23 protein-coding genes are annotated in these 25,427 nt (G+C 64.7%); 13 read left to right on the top strand and 10 right to left on the bottom strand.

Annotated features, from left to right (window positions below):
* The first annotated feature begins 42 nt into the window (after window positions 1–42).
* Both ACFQX9_RS02040 and ACFQX9_RS02045 read left to right on the top strand, forming a co-directional pair.
* Complete coding sequence (locus ACFQX9_RS02040; RefSeq protein WP_026233606.1) at window positions 43–558, top strand: YcgN family cysteine cluster protein; 516 nt, start codon at window positions 43–45, stop codon at window positions 556–558.
* 154 nt (window positions 559–712) lie between these two features.
* Window positions 713–2,293: an MDR family MFS transporter gene (locus ACFQX9_RS02045; RefSeq protein WP_085352297.1), complete on the top strand. Its 1,581-nt coding sequence runs from the start codon at window positions 713–715 to the stop codon at window positions 2,291–2,293.
* A gap of 6 nt (window positions 2,294–2,299) precedes the next feature.
* Here ACFQX9_RS02045 and ACFQX9_RS02050 read toward each other — a convergent pair whose 3' ends face one another.
* From ACFQX9_RS02050 to ACFQX9_RS02060, 3 genes are all read right to left on the bottom strand, one after another.
* Window positions 2,300–4,801 carry a GAF domain-containing protein gene (locus ACFQX9_RS02050; RefSeq protein ID WP_247455140.1) on the bottom strand — a complete coding sequence of 834 codons (2,502 nt, stop codon included), beginning with the start codon at window positions 4,799–4,801 and terminating at the stop codon, window positions 2,300–2,302.
* 114 nt (window positions 4,802–4,915) lie between these two features.
* A complete protein-coding gene (locus tag ACFQX9_RS02055) occupies window positions 4,916–6,550 on the bottom strand; it encodes a thiamine pyrophosphate-requiring protein (protein WP_085352299.1) in 1,635 nt (544 codons plus the stop codon).
* Between the two features lie 216 nt (window positions 6,551–6,766).
* Complete coding sequence (locus ACFQX9_RS02060; protein ID WP_026233607.1) at window positions 6,767–7,186, bottom strand: hypothetical protein; 420 nt, start codon at window positions 7,184–7,186, stop codon at window positions 6,767–6,769.
* A 198-nt stretch (window positions 7,187–7,384) separates the two neighbouring features.
* On the opposite strand from ACFQX9_RS02060, the gene ACFQX9_RS02065 reads away from it, so the two are divergent.
* A complete protein-coding gene (locus tag ACFQX9_RS02065) occupies window positions 7,385–8,827 on the top strand; it encodes a hypothetical protein (protein ID WP_085352300.1) in 1,443 nt (480 codons plus the stop codon).
* A 1-nt stretch (window position 8,828) separates the two neighbouring features.
* Here the strand turns inward: ACFQX9_RS02065 and ACFQX9_RS02070 are convergent, their stop codons facing one another.
* The 7 genes from ACFQX9_RS02070 to ACFQX9_RS02100 all read right to left on the bottom strand — a co-directional run bounded on the left by ACFQX9_RS02070 (window position 8,829) and on the right by ACFQX9_RS02100 (window position 14,426).
* On the bottom strand, window positions 8,829–9,512 hold the full coding sequence (locus ACFQX9_RS02070; protein WP_162496368.1) for a class I SAM-dependent methyltransferase: 684 nt from the start codon (window positions 9,510–9,512) through the stop codon (window positions 8,829–8,831).
* A gap of 8 nt (window positions 9,513–9,520) precedes the next feature.
* On the bottom strand, window positions 9,521–10,516 hold the full coding sequence (locus ACFQX9_RS02075; protein ID WP_085352302.1) for a glycosyltransferase family 2 protein: 996 nt from the start codon (window positions 10,514–10,516) through the stop codon (window positions 9,521–9,523).
* A gap of 175 nt (window positions 10,517–10,691) precedes the next feature.
* A complete protein-coding gene (locus ACFQX9_RS02080; RefSeq protein ID WP_085352303.1) occupies window positions 10,692–12,254 on the bottom strand; it encodes a hypothetical protein in 1,563 nt (520 codons plus the stop codon).
* A 185-nt stretch (window positions 12,255–12,439) separates the two neighbouring features.
* Entirely contained in the window at window positions 12,440–12,604 is a 165-nt protein-coding gene (locus ACFQX9_RS02085) for a Flp family type IVb pilin (protein ID WP_018458549.1), read from the bottom strand.
* A 192-nt stretch (window positions 12,605–12,796) separates the two neighbouring features.
* Entirely contained in the window at window positions 12,797–12,979 is a 183-nt protein-coding gene (locus tag ACFQX9_RS02090) for a hypothetical protein (protein WP_018458550.1), read from the bottom strand.
* A 169-nt stretch (window positions 12,980–13,148) separates the two neighbouring features.
* Complete coding sequence (locus ACFQX9_RS02095; protein ID WP_018458551.1) at window positions 13,149–13,385, bottom strand: hypothetical protein; 237 nt, start codon at window positions 13,383–13,385, stop codon at window positions 13,149–13,151.
* A gap of 57 nt (window positions 13,386–13,442) precedes the next feature.
* Window positions 13,443–14,426, bottom strand: coding sequence for a Ku protein (locus ACFQX9_RS02100; RefSeq protein ID WP_377786352.1), 984 nt, complete (start codon window positions 14,424–14,426; stop codon window positions 13,443–13,445).
* 233 nt (window positions 14,427–14,659) lie between these two features.
* On the opposite strand from ACFQX9_RS02100, the gene ACFQX9_RS02105 reads away from it, so the two are divergent.
* From ACFQX9_RS02105 to ACFQX9_RS02150, 10 genes are all read left to right on the top strand, one after another.
* A complete protein-coding gene (locus tag ACFQX9_RS02105; RefSeq protein ID WP_007593402.1) occupies window positions 14,660–14,815 on the top strand; it encodes a hypothetical protein in 156 nt (51 codons plus the stop codon).
* 231 nt (window positions 14,816–15,046) lie between these two features.
* A complete protein-coding gene (locus ACFQX9_RS02110) occupies window positions 15,047–15,718 on the top strand; it encodes a response regulator transcription factor (protein WP_018458554.1) in 672 nt (223 codons plus the stop codon).
* A gap of 121 nt (window positions 15,719–15,839) precedes the next feature.
* Window positions 15,840–17,216: an ATP-binding protein gene (locus ACFQX9_RS02115; RefSeq protein WP_377786355.1), complete on the top strand. Its 1,377-nt coding sequence runs from the start codon at window positions 15,840–15,842 to the stop codon at window positions 17,214–17,216.
* A 158-nt stretch (window positions 17,217–17,374) separates the two neighbouring features.
* A complete protein-coding gene (locus ACFQX9_RS02120) occupies window positions 17,375–18,775 on the top strand; it encodes a hypothetical protein (protein ID WP_018458556.1) in 1,401 nt (466 codons plus the stop codon).
* Between the two features lie 100 nt (window positions 18,776–18,875).
* Window positions 18,876–19,145, top strand: coding sequence for a hypothetical protein (locus tag ACFQX9_RS02125; protein WP_007593394.1), 270 nt, complete (start codon window positions 18,876–18,878; stop codon window positions 19,143–19,145).
* 131 nt (window positions 19,146–19,276) lie between these two features.
* Complete coding sequence (gene ccmI, locus ACFQX9_RS02130; RefSeq protein ID WP_085352442.1) at window positions 19,277–20,392, top strand: c-type cytochrome biogenesis protein CcmI; 1,116 nt, start codon at window positions 19,277–19,279, stop codon at window positions 20,390–20,392.
* A 37-nt stretch (window positions 20,393–20,429) separates the two neighbouring features.
* Complete coding sequence (ccmE, locus tag ACFQX9_RS02135; protein WP_026233609.1) at window positions 20,430–20,939, top strand: cytochrome c maturation protein CcmE; 510 nt, start codon at window positions 20,430–20,432, stop codon at window positions 20,937–20,939.
* Window positions 20,936–22,918: a heme lyase CcmF/NrfE family subunit gene (locus ACFQX9_RS02140; RefSeq protein ID WP_377786358.1), complete on the top strand. Its 1,983-nt coding sequence runs from the start codon at window positions 20,936–20,938 to the stop codon at window positions 22,916–22,918. The genes ccmE and ACFQX9_RS02140 overlap by 4 nt, the downstream gene beginning before the upstream one ends.
* A gap of 4 nt (window positions 22,919–22,922) precedes the next feature.
* The gene (locus tag ACFQX9_RS02145; RefSeq protein ID WP_026233610.1) at window positions 22,923–23,405 is read left to right on the top strand and encodes a cytochrome c-type biogenesis protein; all 483 of its coding nucleotides are present in this window, start codon (window positions 22,923–22,925) and stop codon (window positions 23,403–23,405) included.
* Between the two features lie 232 nt (window positions 23,406–23,637).
* Window positions 23,638–25,221, top strand: coding sequence for a Do family serine endopeptidase (locus tag ACFQX9_RS02150; RefSeq protein WP_018458561.1), 1,584 nt, complete (start codon window positions 23,638–23,640; stop codon window positions 25,219–25,221).
* Window positions 25,222–25,427 lie beyond the last annotated feature (206 nt).

A 25,427-nucleotide genomic window follows, 5' to 3' on the forward strand; every position in this document is an offset into this window, starting at 1 on the left:
GATGGCACCAGCCGTAGCTCTTTCGAACTTTTGTTGAGGCGCATGACCGCAGCTCCCAAACGACCTTCAGGCCAGGAAGGATTCTTCTGGAAAACCAAGACGTTGGAAGAGATGTCGGGGCCCGAATGGGAGAGCCTGTGCGACGGCTGCGGCCGCTGCTGCCTGAACAAGCTCGAGGAAGATGGCACCGGCGACATCTATTTCACGCATGTCGGCTGCAAGCTGCTCGATGGGGTGACCTGCGGCTGCAAGGACTACGCGAATCGTTCCGACAAGGTTCCGGACTGCGTCCGCCTGACCCCGGCCAATGTCCGCACCCTGAACTGGCTGCCGCCGAGCTGCGGCTACAAGCTTGTTGCGGAAGGCCGCGACCTCTATTGGTGGCATCCCCTGGTGTCAGGCGATCCCGACACCGTGCATGACGCGGGCGTCTCCGTACGCGGACGGGTCGAAGGCAGCGAGGTCGAGATTCCGGACGATGAGCTCGAGAACCACATCGTGCAGTGGCCGGCGCAGCTGCCAAAACGGGCGCGCCTGAAGCGACGTCCGAAGGACTGATCCGCCGCACCAGGTAGATCACGTCCTCGCGATGGCCGTGGGTGGGATGCTCCCATGCGCCGCGGTGCCTGCCTGAGAAGAACTTTGCTGTCTACATTGGCTGCATAGAACGAATCCTTCGCGGCGTTGCGCCGCCTCATGGCTTCCGGTCGAGATGAACAAGTTCGAGCGGCAGAGCAGTTCTGCCGACACCCAGACATTGCCCGACGATATCGCTGAAGAGCTGTCGCGCCTTCCGAGCGAGGTCTTGAGCGTCGATCACGCTCCTTCGCTCGCGCCGCCGGCGCCGCTGTCGCAGGACGAGGTCCGCACCATCGTCATCAGCCTGATGCTGACGATGTTCCTGGCTGCACTCGACCAGACCATCGTCGCCACCGCGCTGCCGACCATCGGACGCCAGTTCCACGACGTCTCCAATCTCTCCTGGGTCATCACCGCCTATCTGCTCGCGTCGACCGCGGTCGCGCCGGTTTTCGGCACGCTCAGCGACATCTACGGGCGCCGTGTGATGATCATCATCTCGCTCAGCCTGTTCGTCGCGGGCTCGGTGCTGTGCGCGATCGCTCCGAACCTGCCGATGCTGATTCTTGCACGCGGTCTCCAGGGACTGGGTGGCGGGGGCATCATGCCGGTGGTGCAGACCGTGATCTCCGACGTCGTGAGCCCACGCGAGCGCGGCCAGTATCAAGCCTATTTCTCCAGCGTCTGGATGGTCGGCGGCATTCTCGGCCCGGTCATCGGCGGCGTGTTCGCCGAGCATCTGCACTGGTCGATGATCTTCTGGATCAATGTGCCGCTCGCGGCGGCGGCGATCGCGTTGCTGCTGCCCAGGATGAAGAAGATTCCGGTGTTCCACCGCAAGCGCAAGGTCGACTGGCTCGGCGGCGTGCTGCTGATGGCCTCTGCCGTCGTCTTCATGCTGGTGCTGACCTGGGGGGGCACGCGCTTCCCGTGGCTCTCGCCCACCGTGCTTGCGATGGTGGGCGGCGCTGTAGCGCTCGCGGTCACCTTCGTGTGGCACGCGCGCCGGGCGGAAGAGCCGTTCCTGCCGCTGCCGCTGCTCGGAGGATCGGTTGTGCCGTTCGGGCTGACGGCCGGCGGTTGCGCGCTCGGTGCGATCACGGGCCTCACGGTGCAGCTGCCGCTCTATTACGAGGCGGTCTATCACCTCAGCGCCAGCGAAGCGGGCCTCGCGCTGATTCCGCTCGCGGCGGTCTCGACCTGCGGCGCGGCCATCGCCGGTCGCACCATGGCGCGGGCTAAGCACTACAAGCGGGTCGCCATCGTAGGAACGTCCTGGGCAGCGCTGTGCGGCCTCGGCCTCACGTTGACGACGTTGCCGCTCTGGGCGCTGCTGATGCTGATGGCTGCGTTTGCGCTTGGCCTCGGCACCACTTTTCCGGTCTGCGTCGTCTCGGTGCAGAATTCGGTCGCCCGTCCGCAGGTCGGCACCATCACGGGCGCGTTGAACTTCTTCCGCTCGCTTATGTCCTCGTTCACGGTTGCGGCGTTCGCGGCCATCCTGCTCATCGCACTCGGTGCCGACGTTCCGCTCGCCGGCGAGCATCACGGCGCCGTCAATGCGATTCCCGCGGACGACATGCGGCATGCGTTCCGCTACGTCTTCGGCGCCGCCACCGCGCTGATGGCTGGCGCCGCGCTCTGCCTGATCATGATGGAGGAGCGGCCGCTGGCCGGTCCGTCCACGACGCAACCCGTCGAGATGGCGGAATAAGAACCGCTAGCCGCGGCGTCCGTCCGGAAAGCTGCTGCTTCGCGGCAATCGGATCGTGAACTCGGTGAACGCGCCGGGCTCCGTCGCGACGTCGATTGTGCCGCCGTGCTGCTTCACCACGATATCGTGGCTCATCGACAATCCGAGGCCGGTGCCTTCGCCGGCCGGCTTGGTGGTGAAGAACGGATCGAACATCTTTTCCTTCACCTCGTGCGGAATGCCGGTGCCATTGTCGCGGATGCGGATCTCGATGCTGTCGCCCCGGTCGCGTGTCGCGGCGATCACCACCGGCTCGTAATCGGCGGCGCCGTCATCCGACTTGCGCTTGGCGACCGCGTGGAAGCCATTCGAGATCAGGTTCAGCAGCACCCGGGTGATCTCCTGCGGAAACACTTCCGCTTGCCCGGCAGCCGGATCAAGCTCGCGCTTCAGCGTCACGTCGAACTGCGGCTTCTCGGCGCGGGCGCCGTGATAGGCGAGGTTGAGGCTCTCCTCGACCAGCGCGTTGATGTCGCTCAGCCGATGCTCGCCGCCGCCCTCGCGGGAATGCAGCAGCATGTTCTTGACGATGGAGTCGGCGCGCCTGCCATGCTGCACGATTTTCGCGAGATTGTCCTTCAACAGTCGGGTCAGCTCGTCGACCTCGCTGCGGACGTCGTCCGCGAGCGGGACAGGCGCGAGCGCCTCGTTCAGCTCGTCCGTCAGCTCGGCGGAGAGCGATGCAAAATTGTTGACGAAGTTGAGCGGGTTCTTGATCTCGTGCGCGATGCCGGCGGTGAGCTGGCCGAGCGAAGCCAGCTTCTCGGTCTGGACCAGCCGGTCCTGGGCAGCGCGCAAATCGTCGAGGGATTTGGCGAGGTCCCGGGTGCGGTCCTGCACCTCGTTGAACAGGCGCGTGTTCTCGATGGCGATCACGGCCTGGTCTGCAAAGGTCTTGAGCAGGGCGATCGCCTTGTCCGGGAAAGGACCGGCCTCCGGCCGCGTCACGCCGATGGTGCCGATCGCGACGCCGTCGCGTAGCATCGGGATCACGAGGATGCTGCGATAGCCTCGCGTCCGCGCCAGCTCTCTCATGGCGTCCGTGAGGTCGGGCTCGGTCTGCATGTCGCTGCGGAATGCGAACTCTCCGCTTCTTGCCACCCGGCTGTGAATGCCGGATGCCGACAGCGGCACCGGGAACGAATTGAGCAGCTCTTCATTGCCGGCTTCGTTGTCGGTGCTGAAGGCGGCCAGGTGCAGCAGGTCGTCGATGACGCGCGTGACGGTGGAGGAATGTCCGCCGACCAGGGACTTGGCGCTGTCGGAGATCGCCTGGAACACCGGCGTCACATCCGCGGGCGAGGCCGCGATCACCTTGAGGATGTCGGCGGTCGCGGTCTGCCGTTCCAGCGCTTCCCTCGTGGTGTTGAACAGGCTGACATTCTTGATCGCAATCACCGCCTGGTCAGCGAAGGTCTGCAACAGCCGCACGTGATGCTCGCCGAACGCGCCGGTCGCGCGCCGCGTGGCGATGATGACGCCGATCGCCTCGCCGTCGCTCATCAAGGGCGCGAACAGCATGCTGCGGTAGCCCCGGGCGCGCGCGATGTCGCGGGCTGCGGGTTCGACTTCGGTGTCGGGCAATTGCGCCGCCACACCATTGGCCACGAGCCGGTAGGGCGGGAACTGCGCGAATGGCACCGGGAACGAGGCCTGCAGCACGCGATCGCCGGCCGGATCGGTCGGCGTGAACGCCGCAAGGTGCGCCGCGCCCCCAATGTAGCGCAGCACCGCCGTGGAGAAGCCGCCGATCAGCCGGTTGGCATTGGCCGCGATGGCGTCGAACACCGGCTGTACGTCGGACGGCGAGGCGGCCATCACTTTCAGAATGTCGGCGGTGGCGGTCTGACGCTCCAGCGTCTCGCGTGTCTCGTTGAACAGCCGCGCATTCTCGATCGCGATCACCGCCTGGTCGGCAAAGGTCTGAAGCAACTGCACGAGGTCGGCTGCGAACGCGCCGGGCTCGGCGCGCGTGACGCTGATCATGCCGACTGGCGTCGCCCGATTCATCAGGGGCATGAACAGCACGCTGCGGAAGCCGCGCAGCCGCGCAAGGTTCCGATTCAGCTCCGGGACCTCCGCGGCTTCGCTATCGGGAAACTGGATCGTCTCGCCGCCACGCACCAGCGCAAAGGTCGGAAAGTCGGCAATCTTGCGCGGGAACGACGCCTTGAGCCCTTCGTCCGCCTCGGGGCTCGTTGGTGTAAACGCCACGAGGTGGAGCTCGTCCTCGATGAACTGAAGCACGGTGGCGGAGAAGCCGCCGAGCAAGCGCCGGGAGCTGGACGCGATCGCCTCGAAGACCGGCCGGGCATCGGACGGAGAGGCCGCGATGGTGCGCAGAATCCCGGCGCTGGCGTTCTGACGATCGCGCGCAATCGCGAGCTCGCTGCGAAGCTGCGCGTTCTCGGCTGTGGCCGCCTGCAACAGGCGTTTAAATTCCGCGATGTCGTTGGAAGGGGCGGTCATTCGCAATCCGGCTTGATGCCGCGACAAGCGCGGCACCGAGGCGGATTATCACATCTCCTGCGGCCGGAGCCAGCCTCCGCGACAGCGAGTTTTGCTGCCGGAATCCGGCCCGCTTCACGTGCCCGGCCGCGACACCTCGGTCTCCTTGCTGGTGATGAACTCCAGCAGCACGGGAACGCCTTCCTGCGTCTTCTGGATGCCGCGCCTGATCGCGGGGGTGATGTCCTCAGGTCTCGTCACCCGCTCTCCATAGCCGCCGAAGGCGCGCGCCATCGCGGCGTAGTCTCCGGAAATGTCGGTCGAGCGATATTTCTCGGTCGAGACCGGCATCACCTTCAATTCGATCGCCATTGAAAAATTGTTCAGCAGGATCGACATGATCGGGATGCGCTCGCGCACCGCGGTCTCGAAATCCATGCCGGTGAAGCCGATCGCGGCGTCGCCCCAGACATTGATGCAGAGCTTGTCAGGCTTTGCGAGCTTTGCGCCCATGGCCAGCCCAAGGCCGTAGCCGAGTTGCGTCGTCTTGCCCCAGCCGAGATAGGTGAGGGGCTCGACCGACTTCCAGAACGGCGAAAGCTGGTCGCGGGGGCTGCCGGCATCGTGGGTGATGATGGTGTTGCGGATGTCGACGGTATGTTGCAGGTCCCACAGCACGCGATAGGGGCTCAAGGGCGCATCATTGCTGGTGAGCTTCGGCATCCATTTCGCCAGCCACTCCTTGTGCGAAGCCGCGATCTCGGCTGCCACCGCCGACGCGTCGCGATCCGCGCTGACGGTCTTGCCGATCTCCTCCAGCAGCGCGTCGAGCACAAGCCCGGCATCGCCGACGAGGCCAATCCTGGCTTCCACGTCCTTGTTGAGATGGTTCGGATCGAGTGTGGAGTGGATGATGGTTTTGTCTTTGGGCATCGCGATGCCGAAGCTTGTTTCAGTGAAGGAGCAGCCGATGCCGAAAATGAGGTCGGCCTCAGCCAGAAACTTCGGCACGGCGCGCGGCACCGCAAGGCCGCCGGAGCCGAGCGAGAGCGGATGCGTTTCCGGGAAGGACGATTTGCCCCCAAGGCTGGTCGTGACGGGAATGGCGAGCCGTTCGGCCAGCCGCTTCAGTTGTGGCCACGCCTGGGCGTAATGCACGCCCTGGCCGGCATAGATCACCGCGCGCTTGGCGTTGACGAGCAGGTCGGCCGCCTCCTTCATATGAATGGGATCCGCGCCGTAGCGGGTGCGCAGCACAGGCGTGTAGTTCAGCGGCTCCGGCACCTCCTCGTTCCACATGTCCGCAGGGATCTCGACGATCACAGGGCCGCCGCGGCCGTTCTTCAGCTTGGTAAAGGCGCGGCGAAAAATGTTGGCGACTTCCGCGGCCAGGATGATCGGCTCCGACGATTTCGAAAACGCCTTCATCGCCTCGCTGGAATTGAAGTTCGGCTCGATATGCGCAAGCCTGCGCTGATAGCCCATTGGCAGCACCAGTACGGGAACGGATTCGCCGTAGCATTGCGCAACGCCGCCCATCGCATTCTCCGCACCGGGGCCATGCTGCATGCAGAACGCGCCGATCGAGCGTCCCGATGTCACCCGCGAGATCGCATCCGCCATGTGGATGCCGACGCGCTCCTGCCGCACCATCACCGGCCGGATATCGGCCTTGGCCGCATGCTCGATCAGATGGTTGACCGGATAGCCGCAGAGGATCCCGATCCCCTCGCACTTCATGATTTCCGCAATCGCGGTGCCGAGCTTCATGGCGTCTCTCTCCCTGGCGTAGGCCGGTTGCTCCGGCCGATTAGGGGAGAGAGGATCAGGAAATCCGGGGAGGGTAAAGCGCGGACGATGAGAGTCGCGGTAGGTCAGCTATGCAGCGAACTGCCGTAGCCCGGATGGAGCGCAGCGCAATCCGGGGCCGTTCCACCCGGATAGACCAGTGACGAATTTCGCTGCGCTCCATCCGGACTACGACCGCTACTTGCAGCTTTGGCAGATCATCAGCTTGCGTTTCAGCGACTCATCTTCTTGATCGATCAATTGCTCAGCGGCGCCTTTCGCACCCGGATCGGCCCTGGAGCCCTTCGCATTGCGTGACCTCACAGGCGGGACTACCTGGCTCGAGGTGTCGTTGCCGTCGCCGATACCTACGCTGAAGCCATCGTAGTCGGCAGCTGGGTTCGGCGCCGATGGAAGCCCGCCGATCACCGGCGGCGAAGCTTCTCTGATGGATGCTGCCGGCGGAGGTCTGGAAGTTTTGGCGCCCGCATGCGGCGGCGATGCATTGGGCGGAGAAAGCGAAACCGACGGCGCGGCCGAAGTCTGCCCTCTCGCGCTGTCCTGCGACCAGACGCCAACAAAGATGAGGCTGAAAGCCAAGAGCATCACGCTTCTCATCCGCATCCTTCAAGCCGCCGTGGTTCGTCGATTGACAGTGTGAAGCGTATCAGGACCCGCATGGTCGTCAAAGCGCCGCAGCCCGGATTTCGCTACCGGGAATATAGTTCACAAAGCGTGACCGGCCCGCCGCGCACCAAGCCAGGCCCTGTCAAGTCAAAGAGGAATTTAACGCTTGCGCCCTAACTTGCGCTCGCCATGAGTGACCAGGTCGTCCACAGCGAGGTTCAACCGTTTTCGGCGCGTGCGGCGCTTCCCTGGCTGGTGAGCCTTGGCGTCTATGGCCTGCTGCTGATCCTTGGACCGCGGCTGCTCAATGATCCCGACAGCTATTCCCACATCGAGGTCGGGCGCTGGATCATCGCGCATGGCACGCTGCCAGCGACCGACCCATTTTCCTTTTCGAGGCACGGCGCTCCCTGGATCACCTTCGAATGGCTCTCGGAGGTCATCTACGCCGGAGCCTACGCGCTTGCCGGCTGGCAGGGCGTCCTCGTCGTCGCCGCCGCGGCGATAGCGCTCGCCTTTGGCCTGTTCACCTTCTTCCTGCTGCGCGAGCTTTCGCCGACCCAGACATTGCTCATGGTGATCGCGGCCGTCATCCTGTTGGCGCCGCATATGCTGGCGCGGCCACATGTGCTGGTGCTGCCGCTGATGGTGACCTGGGCGGCTGCCCTGGTACGCTGCATGGATCGTGAAGGGCCTCCGCCGTACTGGGCCCTTCCGCTGCTGGTCGTGTGGGCCAATCTGCACGGCAGTGTGGTGTTGGCACTTGGACTGATCGGGCCTGCGGGGCTCGAGGCGCTGCTGCGCGAGAAGCGCAGCGAATGGCCACGCGTATTCCTGCGATGGCTACCGTTCACCGCGCTCGCGGTCGCGGCCTCCTGCCTGACGCCCTACGGGCCGGAACCGCTGCTGATGCCGCTGACCACACTCGGCCTCGGCCCGGCGCTCGGGTGGATCGCGGAATGGCGGCCGCAGGATTTCAGCCACATAGGTTTCTTCGAGTTGCTGCTGCTGGCCGGCATCTTCGCGCTCTCGCGTGGCGTGACGCTGCCGGTCGTGCGGGCCTTGGTCGTGATCGGCTTGCTGCATTTCGCGCTGGCCCAGATCCGCAATGCGGATCTGCTGGCCATGCTGGCGCCGCTCTATCTGGCGGCTCCGCTGGGGCGGAAGTTCGGCGGACCGATTGGGGAAGACGCCGGCTCGTCATGCGGCCTGAACCTCGCCGTGCTCGGTGTGCTGATCGTGGTAAGCGGGGCGACGCTGGCCCGGGATATACGGCCGGCTCCGGCCATTACCCCTCAGGCTGCCATCGCTGAAGCCAACCTCGCCGCAGCGGGGCACGTGCTCAACGATTATACCTTCGGTGGCTATTTGATCTTTGCCGGCATTCCCACCTTTATCGACGGTCGCGGTGAACTGTACGGGGGAGCGTTCATCAACCGCTACAATCGCGCCCTGGCGCTCGTCGATCTCGGCGACTTTCTCAGATTGCTCGACGAATACAGCATCGGCGCGACGTTGCTCGCGCCGGGGACGCCGGCTATAGCGATGCTGGACCGGCTGCCCCAATGGCAGCGCGTCTACAGCGACGACGTGGCGGTCGTGCACAAGCGGCGAGATATACCGCAAAGATAGATCAAGCGGTCCCGTAGGCGGCGTATTGGCCGCCGAGCGGCACGCCGCTCAGGGTCGCTTCGAGACGCCGCGACGGCTTGGTGTCCCAGGGCAGCAGCAGGAAATGGCGCGCACCGATCTCGCGCAAGCCGCCGGCAGCCATCAATTTTCGGGTTGTGCCGGCCCCGAGCAAGACGGCGTCCCGGTCGAACTCACAACGCGCGACGGCAAGACGGGTCAGCGGGTTGTACGGATTGTGCTCGATGACGCAGACGAGTCCACCGGGGCGCGTCACGCGCCGCATCTCCGCGATGAATTGCGCCCATTCCGTTGGCACGAGATGGTGCATCACGCAGACGGCCGTGACCAGATCGAAGCTGGCATCGTCGAAAGGAAAGGTGCGGCCGTCGAACTCACGGTAGTCGACCCTGCCGTTGTCAGCGCGCGCCTGCGCCAGGCTGGCCGACGAGACGTCGATGCCGCTCAAGCGGCCGACCATGCCGTGCAGCAGTGGATGAAGGCTGCCTACGCCGCAGCCGACGTCCAGCATGTCGGGCCTCTCCGTGTCGAGCCGCTGCGCGATCAGGTTGCCCAGCAGATCGGCCTTGGCGCGCATGAAGAAATGATGCGGCAAGCCGGAGAAGTCGATCGAGGATTGGACCACGTCACGGTAGTTGTCGTGATAGCCGTCGAAGAGCTCGGTCATGCGCTGTGTCACTCGTTGACGGCGTGGATCGCGGGTGCGGCTGCCGCCTCGTTGCGGTCGAAGCCTGCGCGGGTCTGCACCACGTAGAGCGGTCGACGTTTCACCTCGGCATGGATGCGGCCGACGTAAAGCCCCACGATACCCGTCATCAGCATGTTCATTCCACACAGCAGGGACACGACGACCATCGTCGAGGACCAGCCGGTCACGAGATGACTATCGTTGCTAAGCCACAACAGGATCACCCAGCCGCCATAGAGCAGTGCCAGACCTGAGACCGTCAATCCGCACCAGATTGCCAGGCGCAAGGGCAGATCGGAAAAGCCGAGCGCGGCGTTCATCGCGAGCCGCAGCATCTTGAACAGCGGATATTTGGTCTCGCCCGCTGCTCGCTCGAGGCGGTGGAAGGTGACCTCCGCCTGCCGGAAGCCGAGCCAGGCGATCATGCCGCGTACGAAGCGGTCCTGCTCCGGCATCTGCCGAAGCGCGTCGAGCACCTTGCGATCGATCAGGCGGAAGTCGCCGACGTCGGCGGGGATGCCGACCGAGGACATCCTGCCGAGAAGCCGGTAGAACAGATGCGCGGTCGCGCGCTTGAATCGGCTTTCGCCGTCGCGCGACAGGCGGCGGGCGTGGACGATGTCGTTGCCTTCCTGCCATTTTGCGATCAATTGCTCGATCACTTCGGGCGGATCCTGCAAATCGGCATCCATGACGATGATCGCTTCACCTTGCGCGGCGTCCATGCCGGCGGTGATGGCGATCTGATGCCCGAAATTTCGCGACAGGCCGATATAGCGAAAGCGCGGGTCGCGCGTGGCGAGCGCCTGTAGCACGATCGAACTGGAATCGCTGCTGCCGTCGTCAACGAAGATCGCCTCTGCCGGCCCGTCGAGCCGGGACAAGACCAGGTCGAGCCTGCGCAGCAGCACCGGCAGCACGGCTTCCTCGTTGAACACGGGGATGACGAGGCTGTAGCGGATCGACTGGAAATTGGCCGCCATGCGAGAGAGTCCAACTCGTTGCAGGAGCGGAAGTCTATGCCGGCGGTGGTTAAGGTCGCCTTGCCACAACCATTAAGGATATGGGGCACCGCAGTGGCTTCCAAAAGGCGGGTGCAGATGGTGATGCCCGATTAACCACGCTGGGCAGCCGCGGCTTCGGCCTAGGACTTGCGGTCTAGGACTTGCGGCGGATCTTGTAGAGAACAAATCGCTCAGAGGTGTCCAGCGCTTCCAGCAGATCCGGCAGCGGGTTTGCGGCTCGCGGCCCGAGGACATAGAGATAGTCGAAGTCCTGATGCCAGGTGCGGACGAACGGCGGAACGCCTGCCGGCGGCCGGCTTGCCGCAATCGCGGTAAGCACGCCCAGCGGCACCGGCCCCCCGTAGGGAATGGCAAGACGGCGCACGTCCTCGCGTGGCCGCACGGGCTGCTTGCCCGCTTCCGTGAATAGATTGGGCACGAACGCGTTGGCATAGTGCACGGCCAGCGTAGGTGCATAGTACATCGGATATGAGGTGAGGTCGGCGAAGGGCGGGTCTCCATTGTCGTCCGTGCTGGCGACGAGGATGCGCGAGCCGCGATCGATCTTGTGGAACGACTCGACGATGGCCGCATAGTCGGTGCGGTAAGGCAGCCACACCGTGAGCACGACGGCGAGATTGATCAGTATGACGCCACTGATCGCGGCGAGCGCTGCCATTCTCCACGCCCGGCTGGGCAGCGTCAGCGAGCAGAAGGCCGGCAGGATCAGAGCCGCAGCGGGAATGACGCGCAGGTCGACGAACGAGGTTCCGAACAGCTTCGAGGGAATGACGACGTAGAGCAGCGCGAAGCCGATCGCGAGCCAGGTCCCGGCTGTTTCGAGCTTGAGGACGCCGCGTCTTGCGGCGAAGAACAGCGAGACCATCAGCGTAAGCCCCGTCGCCGCTGCGATCGTCAGATTGTAACCGTTCATGATGCGCAACGGCCAGATCGGCTTGAATCCGATGAACCAACTCGTTCCTTCGCTTCCGATCGATCCCGCGGTCATGCGCATGATCCCAAAGAGGGCAAGCGCCGGTATGGCCAACGCGCCGAGCCGCGCGGCGGCGACCCCGTACGACCTTCGCCCATGGCGGATGCGCGAGAGCTCGTAGACGCCGAGCGTCGCGCCATAGACGCCGAGGGAGAAGAAATGCGCCGCAAACAGCGCAGCGACGAAGACCATGTTGACGACGAAACGCAGTGGCCATGGGCGCTCCGCGAGCATCAGATAGACGGCGATGCCGCAAAGAGCGAGGCCCAGTCCGAACTCGAAATTCACGAAGCCCCAGCTGAACGGCAGACAGTAAAGGAAAGCGAGCGCCGCAAAGCCGGCGAGATGGACCCGTCGCTTCCGGGCCCATTCGAGCAAAAGCGCGCCTCCGACGATCAGCAATTGGCTCAGGAGCAGAAACAGGCGCGTGGCGTTCTCAACGTTGATCAGCCGCGCCATTTGCGGGACCAGCAGATCCATTCCAAGGTTGGGATAGAATGCCCAGGCCACTTCGTAATACGGATTGGCATTGGGAGTGCCGTTCTGGCTCAGAATGTACATCCGGGCGAGATGATTGGGATAGTCGACCATCGCGGGGATAGGGGTCAGCAGCACCGGAAGAAACGACAGGGCCGCCAGGACAGCAAGAACGCTGATCGGCGTCGATCGGTCCGAGCCAAGACGAGCCCAGATTGTCGAGGTCGGCTTGTCGGAAGGAATCATGTCATAGGGCCGCTAGAGTTTGAGCTTACGCTCTACGACGGCGCAACCGCGCGACACAACGCCAATAATGTGAACTTCGCGAAAATCAAAGTGGGGTCGCCGCCGCATCGGAAGGAGGAGCCTATCATCCGGCGCGCTGCACGCGGATTCGTGCTGATGCGATTGCGGCGCGCCGGCTATGCCGGCTACTTCATCGCCGCGCTGATCGAGTTGAATTTGCTGCTCAGGAGTGCGCTGCCCGTGTTGTTCACGGCCGTGATGATCGCGAACGCGATGCCGGTGGCGATCAGACAATACTCGATGGCGGTGGCACCATTTTCGTCGGCAAGAAATGACTTGAGCAAAGTCATCGTCAACTCCTGTTCATCCGTCCAACCTAGGCCGGTGCCGTTTTCGGAATGGTAAATTGATTCACTAAGTTTTCGTGAGCGCGCCAAAACGCAGGGCGGATGGTCCTCACCTGCCGTTTGATATGGTGACATCGATTGACTTAAGGTTTCGTCACCCAATTCGGACGCATTTGGCGATGTCGTCATCCCGTCTCAGGACGAGATCTGGCGTTCCGGTGCGGCCTTGCTGGAGCGTTTCAGCACTATCGCCAGACGTCCGACCAGATAGCTGACCACGGACGGCTGCGCTCGCGCGGAGCTGCCGGCCAGGCTTTCTTCCTCGGCCGCGTCGTTGACGATGCCGATGTAATTCTTTCTGGCGTCCTGCTGCTTCACGAGCCTGCAACCCCGAGTTCAATCGAGGGGCGACGATGCTGCGCTGAGCGGGAAGCGTCGGTTAATTTTGTCTTCCGTAGGATTACGTGCCCTCCGGCCGCAGGCAGACGCTGAAAGCGCGGCTTGACTTAACGGATTGTTGAGCCTGTTCTCGAGCGGGGCGCCCGGCTCACTCGCGCCGACCGTCCGCATTCAGCGCCCGCAACACCGCGATGCGGGCGAACATCATCCAGCCGCCGCCGGTCTCGGCCGCGTTGATCAGGGTTTCGATCGCGGTCTGCCAGTGGCTCGCATCCTGCGTATCCTCGGGCAGTCGCATGATGTGATCGGCAGCTTCTTGCAGCGTCCGCAGCTTGCGCCCGCCACGTAACGAGATGGGTTCGTCGAACGCGGTCGACCAGGGCATGTCAGGTCGGCCGATCGACGAGGGGCAGCATCACGGCGTCGGCGCTGTGCGATGCCGCTAGCCGGCCTTCTTCGCCCGGGCCGGCGCGCGCACCGGCTTGTCCGCCTTTTTGGGAGCGGCTTTCGCAGCAGTGTCCTTGCCGCCCTTGCCGGTGATCGGCAGCAGCATCTCACGCTGGCCTTCGACGCGCTTCTTCGGCTTCTTGCCCTTGACGGCGTCCTTGGTCACGTCCTTGGCCACCTTCGCCGCGGGGCCTGCGTCCTTCTCGTTCGCGATGCTCTTCTTCAGCGCGTCCATGAGGTTGATAACGTTGCCGCTGGTCTTGGGCGCGGCCTTTGCTGCGATGGGCGCGCCGCTGCGCTTCTTGTTGATGAGGTCGATCAGTGCGGTCTCGTAATGGTCCTCGAACAGCTCAGGCTCGAACGCGCCGGACTTCTTCTCGACGATGTGCTTTGCAAGGTCGAGCATGTCCTTGGTCAGCTTCACGTCCTGGATGTCGTCGAAATAGTCCTTCTCGCCGCGCACCTCGTAGGGGTAGCGCAGCAGCGTCCCCATCAGGCCGCTCCCGAGCGGCTCCAGCGCGATGATGTGCTCGCGGTTGGTCAGCACCACGCGGCCGATCGCGACCTTGTCCATGCTCCGGATCGTCTCGCGGATCACCGCAAATGCGTCGTGGCCGACCTTGCCGTCGGGCACGAGATAGTAGGGGCGGATCAGATAGCGGCTGTCGATGTCGGTCTTCGGTACGAACTCGTCGATCTCGATCGTGTGGGTGGACTCCAGCGCGATGTCGTCGAGCTCGTCCTTGGTGACCTCGATATAGGTGTCGGTGTCGACCTTGTAGCCCTTGACGGTGTCCTCCGAAGTCACCTCGTCACCGGTCTCGGCGTCGACCTTGAGGTACTTGATCCGGTGGCCGGTCTTGCGGTTTATCTGGTTGAACGAGACTTTCTCGGTATCCGAAGTGGCCGGATAGAGCGCGACCGGGCAGGTCACGAGCGACAAACGCAGAAAACCCTTCCAATTGGCGCGGGGGGCCATGGGCTACTCCAAACGCAACGGGGACAGAAGACGAAGATACCATCGGGGAACACCGAATCATAGCAAGGCGGATCGCTGAATCTTGCAACTGCGTTAATCGGCCGCCCGGCGCGCGGTTGCAGCCCGATCCGGCTGCAAAAACCGGAACATCATATCCGATCATGCGTTGCCACTGGACATTCGCCGCGAGGAGTCGCGGCCATCCGATGCGACGGCCAGAAATTGAGGTCACCATGGCAACCACGCGAGACCAACGTCAGATCGTGGAAACTCCGACGGAGGCGCGCCAGGGCGAGCCTGGGCCGTCGGTGGCGGCGCTGCTCGCCATATCAACCGGGCTCGCGATCCTGATCCTCGCGGTCATCTGGTTCGTGTTCTTCCGGACCTGATCGGCAGATCGACCGGACGGTTTGCACCTTCCGACTCGCCGCGTAACGCGGCACATTGCGCCCGCCATGCCGTCGGTTCGTCCGGTGGCATGGCGGGCGCAGTGCGTTGACTGCGAACTGGTCGGATATGACCAAAAAGTAACGCGGCCGGTTCCCCGGTGTTCATATTCAGTTCACGCCGGAATTGCTCATCTGTGCAGGTGTTCATGCGGCCTAATTCTGGAGAGAAGCGTGCGCCTGCTCGTCGTTGAGGACGACCCCGATCTCAATCGCCAGCTTACCAAGGCGCTGACCGACGCCGGCTATGTCGTCGATCGCGCCTTCGACGGGGAGGAGGGGCATTTTCTCGGTGACAACGAGCCCTACGATGCCGTGGTGCTCGACATCGGCCTGCCGAAGAAGGACGGCATCTCGGTGCTGGAGGCCTGGCGGCGCAACGGCCGCACCATGCCGGTCCTGATCCTCACCGCGCGCGACCGCTGGAGCGACAAGGTCCAGGGCTTCGATGCCGGTGCCGACGACTATGTCGCAAAGCCGTTCCACCTGGAGGAGGTGCTGGCGCGGATCCGCGCGCTGCTGCGCCGCTCCACCGGCCACGCCCAGAGCGAGCTGACCTGCGGCCCCGTCACGCTCGACACCAGGACCGGCCGGGTCAGCGTGTCGGGTAATCCCATCAAGATGACGTCGCACGAATATCGGCTTCTGGCCTACTTGATGCACCATTCGGGGCGCGTCGTGTCCCGTACCGAGCTGGTCGAGCATCTCTACGACCAGGACTTCGACCGCGACTCCAACACGATCGAGGTCTTCGTCGGCCGCATCCGCAAGAAGCTCGACGTCGACATCATCCAGACTGTCCGTGGCCTCGGCTATCTCCTGACCCCGCCGGCCCCCGGCGCTTGAAGCGCGGTGTCTCGAACTATCTCGTCTAGACGTATCTTGGCTTGACGGGCGGCGCAGCAGGGGCCTTGTTCGGGTCATGAGTTCCGACGCCATGCCACCCCGCGCCTCCGGGATCATTCCGATGCCCGCCAGCTCGCTTGCGAACCGCCTGTTTCTGTCGGCGACCGCGTGGCTCGTCGTGATCCTGGCCATCACCGGCGTGGTGCTGTCGTCGGTCTACAAGAACGCCACCGAGCGCGCCTTCGACCGCCGGCTCAATCTCTATCTCCGCACGCTGATCGCCGAGGTCGCCACCCCCGACGAGCCGCCGGACCGCCAGTTCCAGTCGCTCGGCGAGCCCTTGTTCGAATTGCCGTTGTCCGGCTGGTACTGGCAGATCACGCGGACCGACACCGAAAAGCCGGAGGTGCGCTCCTCGCGCTCGCTCTGGGACAAGAAGCTGCCAAAGCTTGAAGAGCAGGGCACCGAGCTCACAGCCGCGGGCATCCGGATCGCTTATGTCGACGGTCCAGAGGGACAGAACCTGCGCATGGTGGAGCGGCCGGTCGATCTCGGCGCGGACGGCAAATTTCTCGTCAGTGTCGCCGGTGACGACACCGAGATTTTCGACGAGACGCGCAGTTTCGATTACTACCTCGGCGGCACCTTCACCGCGCTCGGTATCGTGTTGCTGCTGACCACCGTGTTTCAGGTCCGCTTCGGTCTCGCGCCGCTCAAGCGCATCTCCGAATCCATCGCCGACATCCGGTCCGGGCGGGCGGAGCGGCTCGAGGGCGAGTTCCCGGTCGAGATCGCATCGCTGGCGCGCGAGACCAACGCGCTGATCGACGCCAATCGCGAGATCGTGGAGCGCGCGCGCACCCATGTCGGCAATCTCGCCCACGCCATCAAGACGCCGCTCTCGGTCATCGTGAACGAGGCCGGCGCGCATGCCACCGATCCGTTCGCGGCCAAGGTGATGGAGCAGGCCGACGTGATGCGCGACCAGGTCGCCCATCATCTCGAGCGCGCGCGCATCGCGGCGCGGGTCTCGGTCGTTGCGACGGTGACGGAGGTGGCACCGGCCATCGAGGCACTGCGGCGGACCATGGAGAAGATCCACCGCGGCCGCGGCATCGTGGTCGAGGCCGAGGCCGATCCGTCGGCGAAATTTCGCGGCGAGCGGCAGGATCTGGAGGAGATGGTCGGCAACCTCGTCGACAACGCCTGCAAATGGGCGGCGTCGCGGGTCTTCATCGAAGTTCTGGCGGAAGCGCCGCAGCAGGCGAGCATCGGTCCGCGGCTGCATATCATCGTCGACGATGACGGCCGCGGCCTGTCGGAGGCCGAGCGCACCCAGGTCTCACGGCGCGGCCAGCGGCTCGACGAGTCCAAGCCCGGATCGGGCCTGGGACTGTCGATCGTGACCGAGCTCGCTGCGCTCTATGGCGGCAGCCTCTCCCTCGGCCGCGCACCGACGGGGGGCCTGCGGGCGGAGCTGGTCCTCCCCGGAATATAATCCCTTGTTCCGACGCGACTATTTGGCTTGCGGCACCCCGATCCGGACGAAACCAGGGGTATTCGGAGCGACTTCCTAAACGGCTTCTTAAGTGGCCCCACCTATGATCGAGGAGGACGGATCCCACGTCCGCCATTTACCGTTCATTACCCGGGCGCATGAGCCAGACATCGATCGAGCGGCTGAGGGACTATCTCGCGCAGCTCCCGCCGCAGGCGCAGGCGCTGCTGATGCGAGAGTTCGAGCGTGCGCTCGAGCGCGGCCAGGACACGGCCGTGGCAACCCTCGTGCTCGATCAGCTGCGCAAGATTGTCCGCAAGACGGAAGCCGACGAGGCCGCACCGCCGCGTACGGACGATCTGTCGCGGCTGCTGTTCCAGGTGCTGGAACCATTCCTCGTCGAAGCAGGCGCTCCGATCCGGGTCGGGCAGGTCCGCCGCTCCTCGCTGGCTCCGATCTGGCAATGGCTCGGCCGCGACGGTGCTCCGGACAAGCTGAAGGAACTCGAGGCGGCGCTGGCGCGCACGCCGGCCGACAGCGCAGGCCAGGTCGAAGCGCTGACCTCGAAGCTCCAGGCGGTCGCTGCGGATGCCATCTTCGAGCTGACGGGGCCGGGCGGGGGCGACAAGTCGCGTGCGCTCGCACGCGTTGGGCCGCCCAACGTGATCGAGGACTTCTATTCGAGCGGGGCGGTGCTCGCGGTCCGCGACGCCATTGCCACCTTGAACGAGAAGCTGCCGCGCTCTTTGCGCGCCTTCGGCGATGCCCAGATCGCATCGGTGACTGCAGCGCTCAACATTCCCGTCCTCCAGACCCCGCAGATGCTGCCCTTCGCGCTCTCCATCGTCGTGCAGCGGATGACCGCGCCGTGGCAGATCATCCGCCTCGCCATCAAGATTGCCGCATCCGACGACGAGATCCGTGTTGCGGCAACGCCCTATGGCGTCGCCGTCACGATCGCGCTGCATGATCTGTCCTGCGTGGCGGCCATCCTGCGCATGGACATCAAGCGCGGCCATTTCGACAATGTCGCCGCCAATCTCAAGACGCTGCACGACGGCGTGCGAGGCCTGCGTACCGAGCTCGACCTGCGCAACGATTCCGCCTGGGGCAAGCAGTTGACCTCGATCCGGGCCGACATCTCTAACGCGCTGCAATCCGAGATCGACAGTGTTCCCGGCCGCGTCCGCCGCATCCTGCGCCAGCGCGCCGAGAAGGACATTCCGCCGGGCGCGCGGATCGACAGCACCGAGGTCGAGGAAACCGTCGCGCTGATCGATTTCGTCGCCACCTGCCGCAATTATGCGAGCGAGCTTGCGATCAACGAGGTGACACTGCGCACCTATTCCGACCTCCAGCAATATGTCGAGCGTTCGACTGAGCAGCTGGTGCAGTCGCTGCGCGGCGCCGATCACAAGGTCCGCACCTATCGGCAGCAGCAGGTGCAGGCCGCGATCCGCTTCTGCCAGGTGCTGTTCGGCGATGATTATGCCTCGCTGATGAGCCGCGCCGCGGAGAACGCGGCCACGGGCGAGCGCAAATCGTCGCGCGCTAGCTGATCCAGGCGCATATTTCAGTAGTCACAATTTCAGGTTGACGGTGTCGGTGGCTGGCCCTACGGTCGCCGTGCAGGTTTTTTATATTTCTATCTGTGGGCGCATGAAATCCGTTATCAGTTCCATCGAAATCGAGAATCGCGTCGTTGTTGCCAAATATCAAAGGCTGATGGTCGGCGCGAAGGTGGTGCTGGTCGAGAAGGCAAGCGGTCGGCAGCTTCCTGAGACCGTCACCAGGGTTGCATCACCCGTTCCCGTCGGGGCGTTGCGCATCAGATTGCCCGACGCTATCGAGCCGGGAACATACTTCCTGAAGGCCTTCAACGGGCATGGCGAGGACGCCGCTCAAAGCGCGGACTTCGAGATCGGCTAAGCCGTTGGATTTTCACCATTTCGGGACTGTGCGCGGTCGCGCCGAATTGACAATTGTCAATTGCCGCATCGTCCGGCCGTGGTGTAAAGCGACCTGTGGGCGCGGCTTGCGCGCTGCCGGAAGCTTGCCAGATGATGCTATGGTTCGTGTTCGCGCTGATGACGGTCGCGGCGATCTTCGCCGTGCTTTTGCCGCTCGGCCGTAGCGGACGCGCGCAAAATCAGGGCAGCGAGGTCGCGGTCTACAAGGACCAACTCGCCGAGATCGAGCGTGATCTTGCCGCAGGGCTGATCGCCGCGCCCGAAGCCGAGGCCGCGCGCGTCGAGGTCAGCCGCAGGCTGCTTGCCGCGGCCGGCAGCGAGCCCGCAACGGCACCGAAATCCAGCCTCAAATGGCGCCGCGCGGCGGCCGTGCTGGCGCTTGCCGGCCTGCCGCTGGTTGCGATTGGTGTCTATGTGCCGCTCGGCTCGCCCAGGCTTCAGGACTTTCCACTGGCGCAGCGGGAGCGCGGATCCGGGTCCGGCATGGCCCAGTCGCTCGAGAATCTGGTCGTGCAGGTCGAGCAACATCTGGAAAAGAATCCGACCGACGGGCGCGGCTGGAACGTGATCGCGCCCGTGCTGGAACGGCTCGGTCGCTTCGACGACGCCGTGCGCGCCTATCGCAACTCGCTCACCTACAATGGCGAGAGCGCGGAGCGCCGGTCCGATCTCGGCGAAGCGATCTCGGCCGCTGCCGGCGGCGTCGTGACCGCCGAAGCCAAGACCGAGTTCGAGCGCGCGCGCACGCTCAGCGCCGACGACCCCAAGGCGAACTATTTTCTCGGTCTCGCCGCCGAGCAGGACGGCCGCAAGGCCGATGCCGCCAATATCTGGCGCGCGCTGCTGGCGAAAGCGCCGGCGGATGCGCCGTGGCGACCTCTGGTGCAGACCTCGCTCGCGCGGGTCGGTGGCGGTGGCGCGACGATGCCGGCGCTGTCGGATGAGACCCTCGCAGCTTCCAAGGACATGAAAGAGGGCGATCGCAACGCGATGGTTCGCGGCATGGTCGAACGGCTCGCCACGCGCCTCAAGCAGAACGGCGACGACGTCGAGGGTTGGCTGCGCCTGGTGCGCGCCTATCTCGTCATGGGTGATCGCGACAAGGCAGTGGGGGCATCGACCGATGCCCGCCAGGCGGTTGCCAACGATGCAGCGCGGCTGCGCCAGCTCGATGAAGGCCTCAAGACGCTCGGGCTCGACGGATGATGATGTCAGGACGAGACGGGCAGGGAATGGATACGCCATGACGCGCAAGCAGCGACGTATGACCATCATCGGCGGCTCGCTCGCCGTGCTCGCCCTCGCGGCCGCGCTGGTGCTCAACGCGCTGCGCGACTCCATCGTGTTCTTTTCGACGCCGACCATGGTCGCCGAGAAGCACGTTGCGCCCGGCAAGCGGTTTCGCCTCGGCGGCCTGGTGCAGCCCGGCTCGCTCCAGCGCGGCGACAATCTCGCTGTGACCTTCGAGGTCGCCGACGGCGGCGCAAAGCTTCCGGTCGCCTTCAAGGGCATTTTGCCCGATCTGTTCCGCGAGGGGCAGGGCGTCGTCGCCGAAGGCGCGCTCGATGCTGACGGCGTGTTCAAGGCCGACACCGTGCTCGCCAAGCACGACGAGACCTACATGCCAAAGGACGTCGCCGATGCCCTGAAGAAGCAGGGGCACTGGAAGGATGATTACGGCGCCAAAGCTTCCGACGGCGTCAAGCCCGCGGCCACGACCGCGCAGGGCAATCCGCAGGGAGCAGTTCGGTGATCGCGGAGTCAGGACATTACGCGCTGGTGCTGGCGCTCGGACTGGCACTGATCCAGTCCATCGTGCCCCTGATCGGCGCGCGGCTGCGCGATGACGCGCTGATGAATGTGGCGCGCTCCACTGCGCTGGCGCAGCTTCTGTTCGTCGGTGCGTCGTTCATCGCGCTTGTGATGCTGCACGTGGAGTCGGACTTCTCCGTCGTCAACGTCTACGAGAATTCCCACTCCATGAAGCCGCTGCTCTACAAGATCACTGGCGTGTGGGGAAACCATGAAGGCTCGATGCTCTTGTGGGTGTCGATCCTCGCGCTGTTCGGCGGATTGGTCGCGGCCTTCGGCAACAATCTGCCGCTGTCGCTGCGCGCGCACGTGCTGGCCGTACAGGCGTGGATCGCCAGCGCCTTCTATCTCTTCATCCTGGTGACCTCCAACCCGTTCCTGCGCATCACCAACCCGCCGATCGAGGGACGCGATCTCAATCCGGTGCTTCAGGACATCGGTCTCGCCGTGCATCCGCCGATGCTCTATCTCGGCTATGTCGGCTTCTCAATTTCGTTTTCCTTCGCGATCGCGGCGTTGCTGGAGGGGCGGATCGATGCCGCCTGGGCGCGTTGGGTGCGGCCGTGGACGCTGGTCGCCTGGATCTTCCTGACGCTCGGTATCGCCATGGGCTCGTACTGGGCCTATTACGAACTGGGTTGGGGCGGCTGGTGGTTCTGGGACCCGGTCGAGAACGCCTCGCTGATGCCTTGGCTTGCCGGCACCGCGCTGCTTCATTCGGCTCTGGTGATGGAGAAGCGCAACGCGCTGAAGGTCTGGACCATCCTCTTGTCGATCTTGACCTTCTCGCTATCGCTGCTTGGGACCTTCCTGGTGCGCTCGGGGGTCATCACCTCGGTGCATGCCTTCGCGACCGATCCAACCCGCGGGGTGTTCATTCTCCTGATTCTCTGCCTGTTCATCGGGGGCAGCCTGTCGCTGTTCGCGGGGCGCGCGACGTCGTTGAAGCAGGGCGGCCTGTTTGCACCGATCTCGCGCGAGGGTGCGCTGGTGCTGAACAATCTGCTGCTCACTGTGGCCTGCGCGGGGGTGCTGTTCGGCACGCTCTATCCGCTGGCGATGGAGATGCTCGCCGATTTCAAGATGTCGGTCGGCGCGCCGTTCTACAATCTCACCTTCGCTCCGCTGTTCACGCTATTGCTGCTCGCCGTGCCGTTCGGGCCGATGCTGGCGTGGAAACGCGGCGATCTGCTAGGCGTCACCCAACGCCTGCTGGCGGCTGGCGTTGCCGGGCTTATCGCCGTCGCGATGGTCTGGGGCTGGGTGCGCGGCGGCAGCGCGCTCGCGCCATTGGCAATCGGACTTGGCGTCTTCGTCATTGCCGGCGCCGTCACGGATCTGGCCGAACGAACCGGCTTGTTCCGGCTGCCGTTCGCGACGACGCTGCATCGTGCCCGCGGTCTGCCGCGCTCGGCCTGGGGCTCGGTATTTGCGCATGCCGGCCTCGGCGTTGCGCTGATCGGAATCGTCTGCGAGACCACCTGGAACAGCGAATATATCGCGACGATGAAGCAGAACGACGTCGCCCATGTCGCCGGCTATGACGTCAAGCTGGACGGCCTGTTTCAGCGCCAGGGACCGAACTTCCACGAGATGATCGCCGAATTCAACGTCAGCCACGACGGCGAGATGCTCAGCGTGATGACGCCGTCCAAGCGCAGCTTCACCACCCGCGGCTCCTCGACCACCGAGGCCGCGCTGCTGACGCGCGGCGCCAGCCAGCTCTACATCTCGCTCGGCGACGCCACTGCCGAAGGCGCCATTGCCGTGCGCATCTATCACAAGCCGCTGGTGCTGCTGATCTGGTGGGGACCGGTGCTGATGGCGTTCGGCGGCGTGCTATCGCTGTCGGACCGGCGCCTGCGAGTCGGCGCGCCGAAACCGGCGCGTGCCAAGCAGCGCCTGCAGCCGGCGGAGTGATCTGATGCGCCGAATGATGGTCGCGTTCATCGCGCTGATGCTGCTGGCCTTGCCTGCGGCGCATGCCGTGCAGCCGGACGAGATCATGTCGGATCCGGTGAAGGAGTCGCGTGCACGCGATCTGTCGCGTGAGCTGCGCTGCATGGTCTGCCAGAACCAGTCGATCGACGATTCCGATGCGCCGCTGGCGCGCGATTTGCGGCTCCTGGTGCGCGAGCGTATCGCGGCCGGCGACAGCAATTCGCAAGTGCTCGATTTCCTGGTCGCGCGCTACGGCGAGTTCGTGCTGCTCAAGCCGCGCTTCGAGCGCCAGAACATGCTGCTGTGGCTGCTCGCGCCGTTGCTGCTGATTGGCGGCAGCCTGGCGCTATGGCTGCAAATCCGCCGGCGCGCGCGAAATGGTGCAGACCTACCGGCTCCGCCGCTCACGCCCGACGAGGAAGCGCGGCTCGCCGCATTGATGGCGGATGAAGCCAAATCCAGCTAGCTACGTTGCTGCGCGCATCAAGCCGGCACTGCGCGGGGGGTCCTGGAACTTGGTTAAGTTCCTGCAGGTTCACTAGTTTTGGCCGCGATAAACTGCCGCATCCGCATGTCCGGTTCATTACAAAAGTTTAACCCCGCCGCCAGCGCACGGTAAGGCGACAGCCCCCATCTTCAGGTCCGTAAGGTGCCGCCGTCAGGCGCCAAATGGATTTCAAGGCCCTGGAGATCTCTGCATGACCGACCGTTCCGACCTCTCGAACCTTCCGTCCTACCGGCAGCCCCGCCGGCCCGTTTTCTCGGCCCGCAAGATCGCGCTGATGGCCTCGGTCGTCGCCGGCCTCGGCGCCGCCGTCTACGGCTTCGGCACGTCAACCTCGCCCGCCGACCTGTTCTCGACCCCGGCGCTTGCGCAGGTCAACAACGAGGTCCGCAAGGTCGAACGCCCGATCGGTTTCGCCGACATTGTCGAGCGCGTGAAGCCGTCGGTGATCTCGGTGAAGGTCAACATGAAGGAGAAGACCGCGAGCAACGACGACGGCGATGATTCCTCCTCGCCGTTCCAGCCGGGCTCGCCGATGGAGCGGTTCTTCCGCCGCTTCGGCGGTCCGGATGGCGTCCCGGGCCTGAAGGGTGGTGGCGGTCGTGGCCGCGTCGTGCAGGGCCAGGGCTCCGGCTTCTTCATCTCGGCTGATGGCTTTGCCGTGACCAACAACCACGTGGTCGACGGCGCCGACAAGGTCGAGGTCACCACCGACGACGGCAAGACCTACACCGCCAAGGTGATCGGTACCGACCAGCGCACCGACCTTGCCTTGATCAAGGTCGAGGGCAGCTCGAACTTCCCGTTCGCGAAGCTTGCCGACGGCAAGCCGCGGATCGGTGACTGGGTGCTCGCGGTGGGCAACCCGTTCGGCCTCGGCGGCACCGTGACTGCCGGCATCGTTTCGGCCAGCGGCCGCGACATCGGCAACGGCCCCTACGACGATTTCATCCAGATCGACGCCCCCGTGAACAAGGGCAATTCCGGCGGTCCCGCGTTCGACACCAATGGTGAGGTGATGGGCGTCAACACCGCGATCTACTCGCCTTCCGGCGGCAGCGTCGGCATCGCGTTCTCGATCCCCGCCAGCACCGTGAAGAGCGTGGTGGCGCAGCTCAAGGACAAGGGCTCGGTCAGCCGCGGCTGGATCGGCGTGCAGATCCAGCCGGTGACACCCGACATCGCAGACAGCCTCGGCATGAAGAAGGCCGAAGGTGCGCTGGTTGCGGAGCCGCAGGCGAATGGTCCGGCGGCCAAGGCCGGCATCGAGTCCGGTGACGTGATCACGTCGGTCAACGGCGAATCGGTCAAGGACGCGCGCGAGCTCGCCCGCACCATTGGCGGCCTGGCGCCCGGCGCGACCGTGAAGCTCAACGTGCTGCACAAGGGCCAGGACAAGGTGGTGAACCTCACCCTCGGCCAGCTGCCGAACACGATCGAAGCCAAGGCCGACATCGACAAGGACAGCGGCAAGGGCGCGAGCCGCGGCACCGACGTGCCCAAGCTCGGCATGACCGTCGCGCCCGCCGATTCCGTGGCCGGCGCCGGCAAGGAAGGCGTCGTGGTCACCGAAGTCGATCCGAAGAGCGCCGCAGCCGAACGCGGCTTCAAGGAAGGTGACGTGATTCTCGAAGTCGGCGGCAAGAGCGTGAGCACCGCCGGCGAAGTTCGCGACGCCATCAACACGGCGCGGACTGACAACAAGAACAGCGTCCTGATGCGGGTGAAGAGCGGCGGTCAGTCGCGCTTCGTCGCCGTGCCCATCGCGAAGGGCTAACCAAGGGCTCGGCCTCAGGAGGCCTCCGAGATGAAGGGTGTCGCCGGCATCAGTCGCCCCCGCCGACGGCGCCCTTCGGGGGAGCAGCGCAACGTTTGCTTCCCCTATCTACCTTCCGGTGGAATACGCCCCCCTCCGTCGGAAGGCCTAGGGCGGTGAAGTCCCCCCAGCTTCACCGCCCGCCTTTTTCTCGATGCCAGAGTCTC

The sequence above is a fragment of the Bradyrhizobium sp. GCM10028915 genome (genome assembly GCF_042666195.1).
Classification (GTDB): domain Bacteria; phylum Pseudomonadota; class Alphaproteobacteria; order Rhizobiales; family Xanthobacteraceae; genus Bradyrhizobium; species Bradyrhizobium canariense_D.